The sequence below is a fragment of the Actinocrinis sp. genome, assembly GCF_035650855.1.
GTDB lineage: Bacteria > Actinomycetota > Actinomycetes > Streptomycetales > Catenulisporaceae > Actinocrinis.
The window spans coordinates 1-13,624 of sequence record NZ_DASRGV010000095.1; the positions used below are offsets into that span (position 1 = coordinate 1).

Annotated in this window: 13 protein-coding genes; 3 read left to right on the forward strand and 10 right to left on the reverse strand. The window is 69.6% G+C overall.

Annotated elements, in window-relative coordinates; translation table 11 throughout:
- The coding region (locus VFB40_RS07625; RefSeq protein ID WP_324848591.1) for an undecaprenyl diphosphate synthase family protein at positions 1 to 384 on the reverse strand (384 nt) is incomplete at its 3' end.
- A gap of 159 nt (positions 385 to 543) precedes the next feature.
- Positions 544 to 2,367: a phosphoenolpyruvate carboxykinase (GTP) gene (locus tag VFB40_RS07630; protein ID WP_324848592.1), complete on the reverse strand. Its 1,824-nt coding sequence runs from the start codon at positions 2,365 to 2,367 to the stop codon at positions 544 to 546.
- A 315-nt stretch (positions 2,368 to 2,682) separates the two neighbouring features.
- Between VFB40_RS07630 and trhA the strand changes: the two genes are divergently transcribed.
- Positions 2,683 to 3,357, forward strand: a complete 675-nt coding sequence (gene trhA, locus VFB40_RS07635; RefSeq protein ID WP_324848593.1) for a PAQR family membrane homeostasis protein TrhA — start codon at positions 2,683 to 2,685, stop codon at positions 3,355 to 3,357.
- Positions 3,358 to 3,371: 14 nt separating this feature from the next.
- On the opposite strand, the gene VFB40_RS07640 is transcribed toward trhA, so the two are convergent.
- The 4 genes from VFB40_RS07640 to VFB40_RS07655 all read right to left on the reverse strand — a co-directional run bounded on the left by VFB40_RS07640 (position 3,372) and on the right by VFB40_RS07655 (position 8,150).
- Positions 3,372 to 4,220, reverse strand: a complete 849-nt coding sequence (locus tag VFB40_RS07640; RefSeq protein ID WP_324848594.1) for an AMIN-like domain-containing (lipo)protein — start codon at positions 4,218 to 4,220, stop codon at positions 3,372 to 3,374.
- Positions 4,217 to 4,837 (reverse strand): SigE family RNA polymerase sigma factor, encoded by a 621-nt coding sequence (locus VFB40_RS07645; protein ID WP_324848595.1) that lies wholly within the window; start codon positions 4,835 to 4,837, stop codon positions 4,217 to 4,219. The genes VFB40_RS07640 and VFB40_RS07645 overlap by 4 nt, the downstream gene beginning before the upstream one ends.
- 214 nt (positions 4,838 to 5,051) lie before the next feature.
- The gene (locus VFB40_RS07650) at positions 5,052 to 6,893 is read right to left on the reverse strand and encodes a thioredoxin domain-containing protein (protein ID WP_324848596.1); all 1,842 of its coding nucleotides are present in this window, start codon (positions 6,891 to 6,893) and stop codon (positions 5,052 to 5,054) included.
- Positions 6,894 to 6,959: 66 nt separating this feature from the next.
- Positions 6,960 to 8,150: a hypothetical protein gene (locus tag VFB40_RS07655; protein ID WP_324848597.1), complete on the reverse strand. Its 1,191-nt coding sequence runs from the start codon at positions 8,148 to 8,150 to the stop codon at positions 6,960 to 6,962.
- Positions 8,151 to 8,329: 179 nt separating this feature from the next.
- Here VFB40_RS07655 and VFB40_RS07660 point away from each other — a divergent pair, with 179 nt between their 5' ends.
- Positions 8,330 to 8,524 (forward strand): NfeD C-terminal domain-containing protein, encoded by a 195-nt coding sequence (locus tag VFB40_RS07660; protein WP_324841495.1) that lies wholly within the window; start codon positions 8,330 to 8,332, stop codon positions 8,522 to 8,524.
- Positions 8,525 to 8,674: 150 nt separating this feature from the next.
- Positions 8,675 to 10,192, forward strand: coding sequence for a flotillin family protein (locus tag VFB40_RS07665; RefSeq protein WP_324848598.1), 1,518 nt, complete (start codon positions 8,675 to 8,677; stop codon positions 10,190 to 10,192).
- A 12-nt stretch (positions 10,193 to 10,204) separates the two neighbouring features.
- On the opposite strand, the gene VFB40_RS07670 is transcribed toward VFB40_RS07665, so the two are convergent.
- The 4 genes from VFB40_RS07670 to VFB40_RS07685 all read right to left on the reverse strand — a co-directional run bounded on the left by VFB40_RS07670 (position 10,205) and on the right by VFB40_RS07685 (position 13,405).
- Positions 10,205 to 11,242, reverse strand: coding sequence for an aldose 1-epimerase (locus tag VFB40_RS07670; RefSeq protein WP_324848599.1), 1,038 nt, complete (start codon positions 11,240 to 11,242; stop codon positions 10,205 to 10,207).
- Between the two features lie 8 nt (positions 11,243 to 11,250).
- Positions 11,251 to 12,036 (reverse strand): ATP-binding cassette domain-containing protein, encoded by a 786-nt coding sequence (locus tag VFB40_RS07675; protein WP_324848600.1) that lies wholly within the window; start codon positions 12,034 to 12,036, stop codon positions 11,251 to 11,253.
- Entirely contained in the window at positions 12,033 to 13,067 is a 1,035-nt protein-coding gene (locus VFB40_RS07680) for an ABC transporter permease (RefSeq protein WP_324848601.1), read from the reverse strand. The genes VFB40_RS07675 and VFB40_RS07680 overlap by 4 nt, the downstream gene beginning before the upstream one ends.
- A gap of 161 nt (positions 13,068 to 13,228) precedes the next feature.
- Positions 13,229 to 13,405 carry a hypothetical protein gene (locus tag VFB40_RS07685; RefSeq protein WP_324848602.1) on the reverse strand — a complete coding sequence of 59 codons (177 nt, stop codon included), beginning with the start codon at positions 13,403 to 13,405 and terminating at the stop codon, positions 13,229 to 13,231.
- Positions 13,406 to 13,624: the final 219 nt, after the last annotated feature.

Genomic DNA, 13,624 nt, shown 5'->3' on the forward strand with positions numbered 1-13,624 from the left:
GAGGGTGCGGGCGAAATCGCCGGGGAGCAGGTCCAGCGCGCCGAGCGGGCGTACCCGCCAGCGTCCGGTGTCGGCGAGGCTGCGTACTGAGCCCTCGATGATGCGCAGCAGGTCGGCAAGTTCTTCGGCGGGCCGGTTGAAGTTGTCCGTGGAGAACAGCCACAAGGTCACCACCTCGACCCCGGCCTCCTCGCACCAGCCGAGCAGGTCGTGGATCTTGTCGGCGCCGCGCTGGTGTCCCGTCGCGATCTGCTCGCCGACGGACTTGGCCCAGCGCCGGTTGCCGTCCATGACCACGCCGACGTGACGCGGCATGCGGGAGCGGTCCAGCTTCGCGGTCAGCCGTTTCTCGTACACGCCGTAGACGAGGTCTCGCACGCTCATCTCCGACGCCTCTCCTCGGCCCTGCGGTTCTCCTGCGGAACCCTATAACCATCACAGCCGCCCCAACCCCCGAAGAGGCGAGGCGGCTGTGAGGATCTGGTGAAGATCCGCTCAGATGACGGTCATTACCTGCTCGTTGCGAAGCGAAAAGGACACAGCTCAGCCGAGCCGGGACGTGAGCGCGCGGTGTTCCTCCCACAGCGCCTCGGGCAGGTGGTCGCCGAAGCGCTCGAAGTGCGGCGGGATCAGCTCCGCCTCGTGCCGCCAGGCCTCGGCGTCCACGGACAGCAGCTGGTCGAGGTCCTTGTCGTCGATCTCGAGGCCGTCCAGGTCCAGCGCGTCCGGGGTCGGCACGACGCCGATGGGCGTCTGCACGCCGTCCGCGCGGCCGTCGAGGCGGTCGACGATCCACTTGAGCACGCGGCTGTTCTCGCCGAAGCCGGGCCACAGGAAGTGGCCGTCGTTCGCCTTGCGGAACCAGTTCACGTAGTAGATGCGCGGCAGCTTCTGCGGGTCCGCGTCCGCGCCGACCTGGAGCCAGTGCGCGAAGTAGTCGCCCATGTTGTAGCCGCAGAACGGAAGCATGGCGAAGGGGTCGTAGCGCAGCTCGCCGACCGTGCCCTCCGCGGCCGCGGTCTTCTCTGAGGCAACGTTCGCGCCGAGGAAGACGCCGTGCTGCCAGGACAGCGACTCGGTGACCAGCGGCACCGACGTGGCGCGGCGGCCGCCGAACAGGATCGCCGAGATCGGCACGCCCTTCGGGTCCTCCCACTCGGGCGCGATCGTCGGGCACTGCGCGGCGGGCACGCAGAACCGCGAGTTCGGGTGCGCGGCCGGCTCGGCCGAGTCCGGGGTCCAGTCGCGGCCCTTCCAGTCGGTCAGGTGCGCCGGGGGCTCCTCGGTCAGGCCCTCCCACCACACGTCGCCGTCGTCGGTCAGCGCGACGTTGGTGAAGATGGTGTTTTCGGTCAAAGTGGCTATCGCGTTGGCGTTGGTGGCCATTCCGGTTCCCGGCGCGACGCCGAAGAATCCGGCCTCCGGGTTGATCGCGTAAAGGCGTCCGTCTTCGCCGAACCGCATCCACGCGATGTCGTCGCCGACCGTCTCGACCTTCCAGCCGGGAAGGGTCGGGGAAAGCATCGCGAGGTTCGTCTTACCGCACGCGGACGGGAAACCCGCGGCGATGTACCGCGTCTGCCCGTTGGGCGGGGTCAGCTTGAGGATGAGCATGTGCTCGGCGAGCCAGCCCTCGTCGCGGGCCATGACCGAGGCGATGCGCAGCGCGTAGCACTTCTTGCCGAGCAGCGCGTTGCCGCCGTAGCCGGATCCGAACGACCAGATCTCGCGGTCCTCAGGGAAGTGGGTGATGTACTTGGTCGGGTTGCACGGCCACGGCACGTCGGCCTGGCCGGGCTCCAGCGGGGCGCCGACCGAGTGCACGGCCTTGACGAAGTCGCCGTTCTCGCCGAGTTCGGCGAGAACGGCCTCGCCCATACGCGTCATGACCCGCATCGACAGCGCGACATAGGCGGAGTCGGTGATCTCGACGCCGAGCGCGGAGAGCGGGGAGCCGAGCGGCCCCATCGAGAAGGGCACGACGTACATCGTGCGGCCGCGCATCGAGCCGTCGAACAGGCCGTGCAGTGTCTCGCGCATTTCAGCGGGCGCGACCCAGTGGTTCGTCGGCCCGGCGTCCGCCTCCCGCCGCGAGCAGATGAACGTGCGATCCTCGACCCGGGCCACATCGGAGGGGTCCGAGGCCGCGTAGAAGGAGTTGGGCCGCTTCTCGGGGTTCAGTCGCCGCAGCGTGCCCTTCTCGACCAGCTCGCCGGTCAGCCGGGTCCACTCCTCGTCGGAGCCGTCACACCAGACGATCCGCTCCGGCTTGGTCAGTTCGGCGATCTCGCGCACCCAGGACAGCAGGCCCGGATGGCGGGTAGGGGGATTCTCGGACAAAACGGATTCTGCAAGGGCGAACGACATCGCACGCACTCCTAAAATACGCCGGGGGTCCGCACCTCCCGGGCGTGGTGAGGGGTGTTTTGGACTATAGCCACGAGTGTCCGCATCGTGGATACCTAAATCCTACGCTCGGGTAACTTACGGATGCGTAGGTTAGGCTTGAGTTGCCAACGGGCGCACCGGCGCGGCGTGGCGCAATGTCCTGAAAAAGAATGAAACAGCAGGCCGCGGCAGCGGCCGGGACGGGAGCGCGATGTGACCAATCTCATGGGCCCGGGCGGCGAGGCACTGGAACCGCGGACCTCGGCTGTGAGGCACGTCTCTCCGTCTCAGGCTGTGGCGTCCGCCACAGAAGCGGCCGCGCAGGCGCTGCAGCACGCGAAACCGAAGCTGCGCGGCTGGTTCCACGCCGGCACTTTCCCGCTGGCGCTGGCCGCCGGGATCGTGCTGATCGCGCTCGCGCCGACGGCCGGCACCGCGGGCGCGTGCGCGATCTTCGCGGTCAGCTCCTGGCTGTTGTTCGGGGTGAGCGGCGTCTATCACCGGGGCACCTGGGGGCCGACGACGCAGGCGGTACTGCGCCGGCTCGACCACACCAACATCTTCCTGATCATCGCCGGGACGTACACGCCGCTCTCGGTCGTGCTGCTGCCGCGCCACTCCGCCGAGGTCCTGCTGACGCTGGTGTGGGCGGGCGCGCTGATCGGCATCGGCATGCGCGTGCTCTGGCTCGGCGCGCCGCGGTGGTTGTACGTGCCCTGCTACCTGGCGCTGGGCTGGGCCGCGATCTTCTACATGCCGCAGTTCCTGCAGCACGGCGGCTGGGCGGTGGTCGGTCCTGTCGTCGCGGGCGGGCTGCTGTACTCGGCCGGGGCCGTGGTGTACGCGATCAAGAAGCCGAACCCCTCCCCGAAGTGGTTCGGCTTCCACGAGATCTTCCACGTGTTCACGATCGCGGCCTTCGTCTGCCACTACATCGCGATCTCGATCACGGTCTACGCGAGGACCTGAGCGGACCGCCGCTTTCAGCGGTTGATGGACACCTCGATGATGTGGTCGGTCGGCGAGACGGTGCGCTCGCTGACGTGGAAGCCCCGCTTGGCCTGCAGGCCCACGGTCACCGAGACGGTGCCCTCGAAGTCGCCGTTCACCACGTAGGCGGGCATGCCCGAGATGCCGGTTGAGACCGGGTTGGTCGCAGGCGGGTTCAGTGTCGGGTTCCCGCTCGCATCGTGCGCCTGCGCCGAGGTGAACGTCAGCTGGAGATAGGCGGAGCCCGGCATCGAGACCGGCGCTCCGGAGCCTTCGTGGACCACCTGGTTCACATACTGCGCCTTGAAGCCTGGCACCTCGCCGGTGAACTCGAAGTAGACCTCGAAGCTGCCCCTGCCGCCGTCGCCGGGAAGGACCTGCCCGGGGGTGACCGACTTGAGCACCGGCACCGGCGGGACGGATCCCGTGAACGGGCTGCTGGTCGGTGTGGTCGGCCAGATCGGCGGATAGAGACCCGCAGCCGAGGAGGCGCCGGCGCTGCTGGAAGTGCTCGGCGAACCTCCGGTCACCGCGCTCGGCGAAACAGACGCCGACTGAGACGCGCCGGGCGTCGGGCTCCCGGTCACCGTCACCGGAGTGTTGGTGTTACCGACCACCGGAAGCCCCGAGTTCCCGTTGCCCGGCACGTCGGCCGCGACGCACGACGCGATGCCGGCCGCGGTGGCGACGCAGACCGCGGCAAGCGAGATCCGCACCCTGACGCGCTGCCGCTCGCGGGCGATCATGCGCGCGGCGTCGAAGCCCGGTGGCACGGTGCGGTGAGCGTATTCGTCCATGGCGTACACCAGTTCCTGCTCGAAGGGTGACAGCGGACGCTTCATGAGTCCCCCCGATCCGCCGGACGGTTCGGCAGCAGTCGGTTTGCCGGATTCGGACCAGGACTCGAGTCCTGGCTCGCGGGCGGCGGTCCGGACGCGGAGACCGCGAAGTCCGGTTCCGTGCCCAGTGCCGCCCGCAGTTTCGCCAGGCCGCGAGCAGCCTGGGACTTGACCGTCCCGGCCGAGCAACCCAGTGCGTGCGCGATCTCGGCCTCGGAGAGGTCCTCGAAATAGCGCAGCACCAGCACCGCGCGGATCCCGGTGGGCAGCCGCAGCAACTCGGCGATCATCGATCGCCGCAGCTCCACCTGCTCGACCTGCCGCTGCGGGGACTGACCGGCGGGCACGGACGGCCGTGCGTCGTCGAAAGGCACCTCGACGATCCGACGGCGCACGCGCCACCGGTCTTTCAGGGAGTTGACGAGGATGCGGCGCACATACGCCTCCGGCTGTTCGGCCGCCGCGACCCGCTCCCAGTGCCGGCAGGCCCGCTCCAGGGCGGACTGCACCAGGTCCTGGGCGTCCTGGCGGTTGCCGGTGAGCAGGACGGCCGTACGGAACAGCGCGGCGGAACGCGCGGTGACGAACTCTTCGAACTCGGCGCGGGCTCTCGCGTCCACCTCAACCCCCCTCAACCACGAGCGTTGACGGACCAGACCGCCGGGCGCGGCCGCGAGGTTGTCGGCGCCATGGAAATGTGACGCAGGTCACATTGCTGAGGATCGCACCTTTTCGGGACGGCGCCTAGGGCCGGTCCGGTCGATCCTGCAAGCAGGTCGGGGGCGACACAGCGATATCAGCCGGTGGACTGCGAGTGAAGGCCGACCAGGGCCTTCACGCGCAGAACGGGCCTGGGCAGACGAAGGCCGCCGGGACGTCCGAGAGCAGCGCCTCCGCGACCGCGAGTCCGTAGCCGGCGAAACGCGGCGCGCGCTCGGCCAGCCGGGAGGCGGCGGCGAGGGCGCGGTGCGCGTCGTCGAGGTGGTCGAGCGAGCCGGCGGTCACGGCGTAGGCGACGAAGCCGGCCGCCGCGGCGGAAGTACCGGACGGAGTCGCGTTGTCGGTCGGATCGCTCGGCCGGAAGTACAGCGCGTCCGCGTCGGCGGCGGTGTCGTGGAAGCCCGCGTCCGAGACGAACTGCTCGCGCACCGTTTCCAGCAGTCGCGCGGCGCGCTCGAGCCACTGCTTGTCGCCGGTCGCCGAGTACAGAACGCAGAAGCCTTCGGCGACGCAGCCGTAGTCCTCCAGCACGCCGGGGTTCGTCGAGGCGGTCCCGTCGCGGGAGGTACGCACCAGGCGCCCGTCACGCAGGTGTACGTCCGCCAGCAGCCGGGCCGCTCCGAGCGCCGCGTCGAGCAGGTGCGGCATGTCAAAGGCCAGCGACGCCTCGACCAGCGCGGTGATGGCCAAGCCGTTCCAGGCGGCGACGACCTTGTCGTCGCGGTGCGGCTGAGGTCGCTGGCCACGGGCTTCGAGCAGCGTGATCCTGGCGCGGTGGTAGCGCGGCTCGTCCTCCGGGGCCGGGTCGGAGAGCATCTCGAGTACCGACGTGCCGTGCTCGAACGTGCCCTCCTCAGTGACATGGAAGAACTCGGCGGCCCATGCGCCGTCCTCCTCGCCGATGACGTCACGCAGTTGCGCCGGCGTCCAGGCGTAGGTCAGGCCTTCGACGCCTTCGGTGTCGGCGTCGAGCGCCGAGGCGAAGCCGCCCTCTGCGGTGCGCAGCGAGGCCAGCAGGAACTTCGCGGTCTGGATCGCGACGCGCGCGAAGAAGCCTAAGCCGGGACCGGAATCGGAAGCTGGTTCGGAACCTGTCTCGTCGGCCTCGATCGCCTTGTACAGCAACGTGTACACGCGCAGTAGCAAGGCATTGTCGTAGAGCATCTTCTCGAAGTGCGGCACGGTCCACGTGCCGTCGACCGCGTACCGGGCGAACCCGCCGGCGAGCTGGTCGTAGATTCCACCTCGCGCCATCGCCTCGCAGGTGCGGCGCACCATGTCGAGCGCCTGCGGCGAGGACGTGCGGGCGTGATGCCGCAACAAATGCAGCAGCGTCATCGACGGCGGGAACTTGGGAGCCCCACCGAACCCGGCATGTACGGGATCGAAGTCGTGCACCAGCGCGGACACCGACGCGGCCAGCTCAGTCTCCCCGGGCGCGCCGCCGTCCACCGGGGCCGCGGTCTGCGCGAGCTTGCCGGCGACGTCCTCCCCCACGCGCTCGACCTCGGAGCGGCGCTCCCGCCAGGTCGTGCCCACCGCGTCGAGCAGCTGCCGGAAGGAGGGCATTCCACCGCGCGACTCCCGCGGGAAGTAGGTGCCGCAGTAGAACGGCTTGCCCTCTGGAGTGGCGAAGACCGTCATCGGCCAGCCGCCCTGCCCGGTCATCGCCTGCGTCGCGGTCATGTAGACGGCGTCGACGTCCGGCCGCTCCTCGCGGTCGACCTTCACGCAGACGAATCCGGCGTTCATCGCCGCCGCCGTCTCCGCATCCTCGAAGGACTCGTGCGCCATGACGTGACACCAGTGGCAGGCCGCGTAGCCGATCGAGATCAGCAGTGGCACATCGCGCCGTCTCGCCTCGGCGAACGCCTCCTCACCCCACGGCCACCAGTCCACCGGGTTGTCCGCGTGCTGGAGCAGATAAGGCGAGGTCGCAGTGCCGAGCCGGTTCATGGACTCAGCCTCTCACACGGACCCGAGAGCGGATCGACTACGCGGCTCGACTACACAGCGCTGGAGTCACGCAGGCGACGTCGTGAAACCCATGGCGCCGGCTTGAGCAGCGCCGACGATGCGATAGACGGTGGCGGCATCGGTGAGGGCAAGGAAGACGGGCGCTTCGTTGGTGGCCGCAGGGCTCAGCATGGCGGCGGTTGCCTGGCCTGGCTGCTGCCGCGTGGCCGGGACGGCCATGTTGAACGTCAGCGTTCCGTCCTCGGACAACGCCGCCGGACGCAGGTCCGACAGCGCTGCGGAGACGACCCGGGGCCGCCGCAGGTTCCACACGGTCGCGACGCGCTGTGTGGTGACCAGGTAGGTGGAGCGCCGAATCCGAGCGCGGCGCCACACCAGTCGTCCGAACATCGAATGGACGCCGAAAGCCGCGAATGCCAGGAGAAGGACAGCGATCGGCCAAACGTGTTGCGCAATCGCGAGTGCTTCCATGATGGCAACCGCGGCGGTCCACCCGACCCCGAACAGCGACGTGTACACGTCGTACGCGCCGTACCACCAGCGCACCCGGCCGGGCCGGCCGATCCACAGCACCCGTTCACCCGGCATCGGTGTCCAGCCCGCAGGCGTCGCATCGGTGAGCGCAGGCAAGGGGTCGGCGGATGACCACGCAGTACTCGCCTCGCCGCGGGATGGCGCAGTGAGTGCCTGCTGAACTGCCGCGAGCGCCGTGCTGGCGTCCGCGCCGGAAAGCGCGGGCAGAGCGAGCGTCGGTGCTTCGCGACGGAAAGGCGACCGCGCCGACGTAGGTCGTTTTGTCTGACGTCCGTCGCCGAATCGCAGGGTGCTGGTTCCGTCCCCATGCTGCAAGAGCATCGGCTTACGCAGTGCGCTGATGTAACCCGAGTTCGCGACGCGCACCCGCAGTCCGCCGGTCACGATGACGCGCCGATCGGTCACCGCGTACGTGACGCTCGCCCGCACCCGCGGCTGGATGACCATGAGGTAGATCAGGTATCCGGCCGCCTGAGCGAGTCCGCCGACCACGACGATCATGGTGAATGCGATGAGCCATCCCGGCTGCGAGTGTTTGAACAGCGGCAGGATGAAGAGGACGAGCGCGAGCGGCACGCCGATCACCAGATAGAGCGCCATCCCGAGCTCCTGCACGGAATGCCGCGCCCGTTGCGGACGACCCGTCCACAGGATGCGCTCCCCGGCGAACAAGACCTGCTCCGGTTCCACGTTCACTTCCACCCCCCGCTCCCCGCCCCCGCCGCGTGGAAATCGCGGCCCGCTGCGCGATCGTCTCGAAGCCGTCGACTCAGCTGCTCGGACTGTATATCCGGTCGTCGAGATGTGCCAGGGGCCGCAGGCGCCGACCGAGCGCGGCGTGGTGTGTAATGGCGCTGATCGCATGCGGAGGGAGACCGGCGTTGGTCGGATTGCAGGGGCGGGTGACCGGGCGGATCGCTCCGGGCCTGGTCGGTGAGGTAATGGTGAAGGTGCGCGGCGGCGCGGAGGCGTTCATGGCGTACGCCGCGGAGGCCGGCGAGCAGATCCCGGTCGGCACGATCGTGGTCGTGCTCGAATACCATCCGCCGCGCACGGTGTACGTTTCGGCGCTCTGACAGCGCCCTTACGAGACCCGGGTGTGCGTCCAAGGATCGGCGGGTGTACACCAGTAGTGCGGAGACCCGCGGCATGGGGCTGCGGCTCCGCTTCCTACAGGGGACAGTGCAAATTGCCCCCTCACTACGTTCGGGGGAAGTGAACAAACAGTGCCTTCGGCACTCATTCTCGCGGGGATCATCGCCGCCTGCGTCGTCGTGGCAGTGCTCATATTCAAGCTGATGTGGCGGGTGGCCGAACCGAACCAGGCCCTGCTGATCTCCGGTGCCCGCCACCGCATCGAGGGCGTCGACGAGGGCATGGGCTTCCGCATCATCACCGGCCGCGGCACCCTCGTGGTGCCCGGCGTGCAGGCGGTGCGCAAGCTCTCGCTCGACCTGAACGAGGCGGACCTGTCCGTGGACTGCGTCACCAGTCAGGGCATCCCGGTCCACGTCCAGGGCGTGGTGATCTTCAAGGTCGGCGACGACCGGGTCTCCATCGCCAACGCCGCCCGCCGGTTCCTCGACCAGCAGAACAACATGAACACCCGGGTGCACAACATCCTGGCCGGGCACCTGCGCTCGATCGTGGGCAGCCTGACCGTGGAGGAGATGATCCGCGACCGGGAGCGGCTGACCGAGCAGACCCGCGCCACCTCGGGCCACGAGATGGAGAAGCTCGGGCTGACCATCGACTCGCTGCAGATCCAGGAGATCGAGGACCCGACCGGGTATATCAAGGCTCTGGCCGCGCCGCACACCGCGGCGGTCCAGCGCGACGCGCGCATCGCGCAGGCCGCCGCCGAACGCGCCGCCACCGAGGCGGAGGCCGAGGCGAACGCGCGCAAGGCCGAGGCGATCCGCAACTCGAACATCCAGCAGGCCGGCTACCAGGCCGAGGTCGATCAGGCGCAGGCGAAGGCGAAGATGGCCGGCCCGCTCTCCGAGGCCGCCGCCCGCCAGGAGGTCGTCGTGCAGGAGACGCGCGTCGCCGAGCTCGAGGCGCAGAAGCGGGAACAGCAGCTGCAGGTCGACGTGCGCAAGCCCGCCGACGCCAAGGCGTACGAGACGGTCACCCTGGCGCAGGCGCACCGCGAGTCCAAGGTGCACGAGGCGGAGGCCGAGGCCAAGGAGACCGAGCTGCGCGCCCTCGCCGAGGCCACCCGGATCAAGGCCGCCGCCGAGGCGGACGCCGCGGCCACCCGGGCCCGCGGCCAGGCCAGCGCGGAGTTCACCCGGGCCACCGGAGCCGCCGAGGCCGCCGCGGCCCAGGCGAAGGGTCTTGCCGAGGCCGAGGCCGCCAAGGCCAAGGGGCTCGCCGAAGCCGAGGCCGCGCGGGCCAAGGGACTGGCCGAGGCCGAGGCGATCAAGGCGCGGGCCGCCGCGCTGGCGGAGAACCAGGAGGCCGTCATCGCCCAGCAGCTGGCCGAGAACTGGCCCGCGATCGTGCACGCCGGCGCCGAGGCCTTCGCGGGCGTGGACCACATGGTCGTGCTCAACGGCGCCGACGGAGTCAACGAGCTGCTGGCCAAGGCGCTGACAATGGGCGGCACCGGATTGGGACTGGCGCGGCAACTGCTGGCCGGGATGAACCCGGACTCGGCGCACGCGGCGACGGACACCGCTTCCGCTGAGAAGGCCGAGAAGTCCTCGGACAATCACCTGGGAGTGATTGAGATCAAGTAGCGCGCAAGCGGCTCAGGTATTGCGCAGGTAGCGGACGCCGAAGCGGAACGTGCGAGTCTCGCCGGGCCCCAGACGCAGCGCGCCTACGCAATCCGCGCGGTTGAACGCGTTCGTGACAACCTCGACCGGTTCGAGGGCGATGCTGCGGCGACGGTCGCGTGCGAGGGTGTCGCCGGTGAATACGTGCATTGAGCCGCCGAGCTGCCAGACGCGGAGTTCGTCAGGGCTCTGCGTGTGCCGCAGCACCGTTTCGGACCGGTCTTCGTGCTCGAACGCGAGGTCGGTGAAGCAGGCGTCGATGACGAGGCCACTCAGCTTGCGCGGCAGGCGGAAGTCCAGCGCGGGATTGTCGTCGAGCGGCTGGTACGCGGCGGGGCCGTCGAGCGGGATCAGCCCGTCGTCGGTGCGGACGATGGTGCGCGCGGGGATCTGCAGCGTCCAGTCGTCGACGACGCCGGGAAGCCGGAAGTAGGGATGCCAGCCTGCGGCGTACGGGGCGGTAGACGCACCCTGATTCGTCGCGCGGGCGGTGATCGCGATCTCGTTCCCGGTGATCAGGTAGGTGACCGCGAATTCGAGCGGGAACGGATAGCCGGAGTGCCGGCCGGAGTGGATCCGGGTGACGAAGGTCAGCTGGGCGCGGTCCGCGGAAACCACGGCTTCGGCGAGATCGAAGGGGAGCTCTCGCGCGAAGCCGTGGTAGCTCAACCGCGGGGAGGTACGGCCGGGCAGCAGGTCGTATTCGACCCCTGCGAACGGGTAGCGGGCGTCGGCGACGCGGTTCGGGAACGGCGCGAGCAGTCCGTTGCGCACGCCGTCCTGGGCGAGCAGTTCGGCCTCGTCGCGGTAGCCGTCGGTCAGGTCGAACGGCGCGCCGAGCCGGTTCACCTCCCAGCGCAGCAGGGTCGCGCCGCGCCGGGCCAGGATCACCCGGGCGGCGCCGTCGGGCGAGGACACGATGACGACCGGCTCGAAGCCGAGGTGGCCGTGCTCGATCAGGTAGCTGCTCGGCTTGTCTTCGTAGCCTGAGCCGGTCGTCACATGTGTCATGTCAGCGGTCAGTCCGCCGTCGCGGCGAGCTTCTTCGCGCCGGTCATGATCGCGACCGCGTCCTCCATCGAGTGCGTCTTCGGCGTGATGACCCCGGCGCGGGCCCCGAGGCGCTGGATGTGGATCCGGTCGGCGACCTCGAACACGTTCGGCATGTTGTGGCTGATCAGGATGATCGCGAGCCCGTTGTCGCGCAGCTCGCGGATCAGCTTGAGCACCTGGCCGGTCTCCCGCACGCCGAGCGCGGCGGTCGGCTCGTCGAGGATCACCACCTTGCTGCCGAACGCGCCCGCGCGGGCGACCGCGACCGCCTGGCGCTGGCCGCCGGACAGGGTCTCCACCGCCTGGCCGATGTTCTGCAGGGTGCTGATGCCGAGCCGCTTGATGTGCTCGGCGGACTGCCGCTTCATCTCGCCGGTGTCCAGCATCCGCAGCACCGAGCCGAGCGGGCCCTTGCGGCGCACCTCGCGGGCCAGGTACAGGTTGCTCGCGATGTCGAGGGCCGGCGCGACCGCAAGGGTCTGATACACGGTCTCGATCCCGGCCTCGCGGGCGTCCTGCGGCCGCCGGAAGTTCACTTCGGCGCCGTTGACGTAGATGCTGCCGCGATCCGGCACCAGCGCCCCGGACAGGCACTTGATCAGCGTGGACTTGCCGGCGCCGTTGTCGCCGATGACGGCCAGCACCTCGCCGGGGTACAGCGCCAGGTCCACATCATCGAGCCCGACGACGCGCCCGAACAGCTTCACCAGGCCCCTGGCTTCGAGGACGGGGAGGGTGCCTGCCGCGCTCATGCCTTCACGCTCCTGATCCACTGGTCGACGGACACGGCGGCGATCACCAGCAGGCCGACCGCGAGCACCTGGTAGTTCGGGTCGAGCCCGGCCAGCGCCAGGCCGTTGTCGAAGACCTGCACGATCAGCGCGCCGATCAGCGAGCCGACCACCACGCCGCGGCCGCCGAACAGGCTGGTGCCGCCGATGACCACGGCGGTGATCGATTCCAGGTTGGCGTTCAGGCCGCTGTTCGGGTCGCCGCCGCCGACCCGGCCGACCAGGATCCAGGCCGCGACGGCGATCGCGACCCCGGCGACCATGTACGCGCTCAGCAGCACCCGGTTGACCGAGATGCCGGCCAGCCGCGAGGCCTCGACGTCGTCGCCGACCGCGTAGAGGTGCCGGCCCCAGGCGGTGTAGCGCAGCGCGAAGCCGATCACGATGTAGAGCCCGATCATCATCAGCACGCCGGTGGTCAGGTGCAGCGAGCCGATCGAGACGGTGTTGCCGCTCCACAGCAGGAAGGCGCCCGGCTGCAGCGTGATCGTCTGGCCCTTGGCGTAGATGAGGGTGATCGCGGTGAAGATGCTCAGCGTGCCGAGGGTGACGATGAACGGCGGCAGCTTGATCTTCGTCACCAGCAGGCCGTTGACGGCCTGGGCGAGCACCGCGATGACCGCGCCGACCAGCAGCGCGAGGACGCCGGGCACGTGCTGGTCGAAGACGAGCTTTGACATGACCAGCGAGGCGAGGACCATCACGGCGCCGATCGACAAGTCGATGCCCGCGGTGAGGATGACCAGGGTCTGGCCGGCCGCGAGCGCGCCGACCACGGCGACCTGCTGCGCCACGAGGGAGAGGTTCTGCAGGTGGTAGAAGCGGCTGTTGAGCAGGCCGAAGGCCACCGCGGCCAGGATCAGCACGATGGCCGGGCTCAGGGCGGGCTGCTTGTGCAGCACCGCGTGGACGCGCTGGCCCACGGTCGGCGGCCGGTTGAGGAAGTCCTCGGCCGTGGCCGGTGCGGCCTGGCCGTCTAGCGAGATGGTCACGGCAATCCCCTTCGATGGTGACCGGTGGAACGGATCTGGTGCTCTGGTGCTCTGGTGCTCTGGTGCTCGGGTCGGATGGACGGGTGCGCCGGCACGTAGTGCGGACGCGTCGGCGCACCCGGGTCAGGCCCCCGGCTCAGGGCCGGGCGGTCCGGTCGCGGTCAGCTGCCCCAGCAGGCGGAGGCCGCGTCGGTCGGGGACTGGACGGTCACGCCGGAGTAGCCCTTGAGCGCGACCAGCGCGGTGCCGGTGTCGAAGAAGTCCTTGCCCTGCGTCACGCTGGGCTTGGAGCCGCCGCGGGCGAGCTTGGCGATCGAGTCCACGCCGAGGGCGGCCATCTTTCCGGGGTACTGCACGGCGTCGGCGGTGAATTCGCCGCTGCTGACCAGCTTCAGGCCGGAGCAGCTGCCGTCGATCGCGTAGACGGCGACCTGGCTCTGCTTGCCGCGGCCTTCAGCGCGTTGTACGCGCCTTCCGCGGCCGGCTCGTTGATCGCGTACACCACGTTGATGTTCGGGTTCGCGGACAGGCAGTTCTCCATCGCGGTGCGGCCGCCG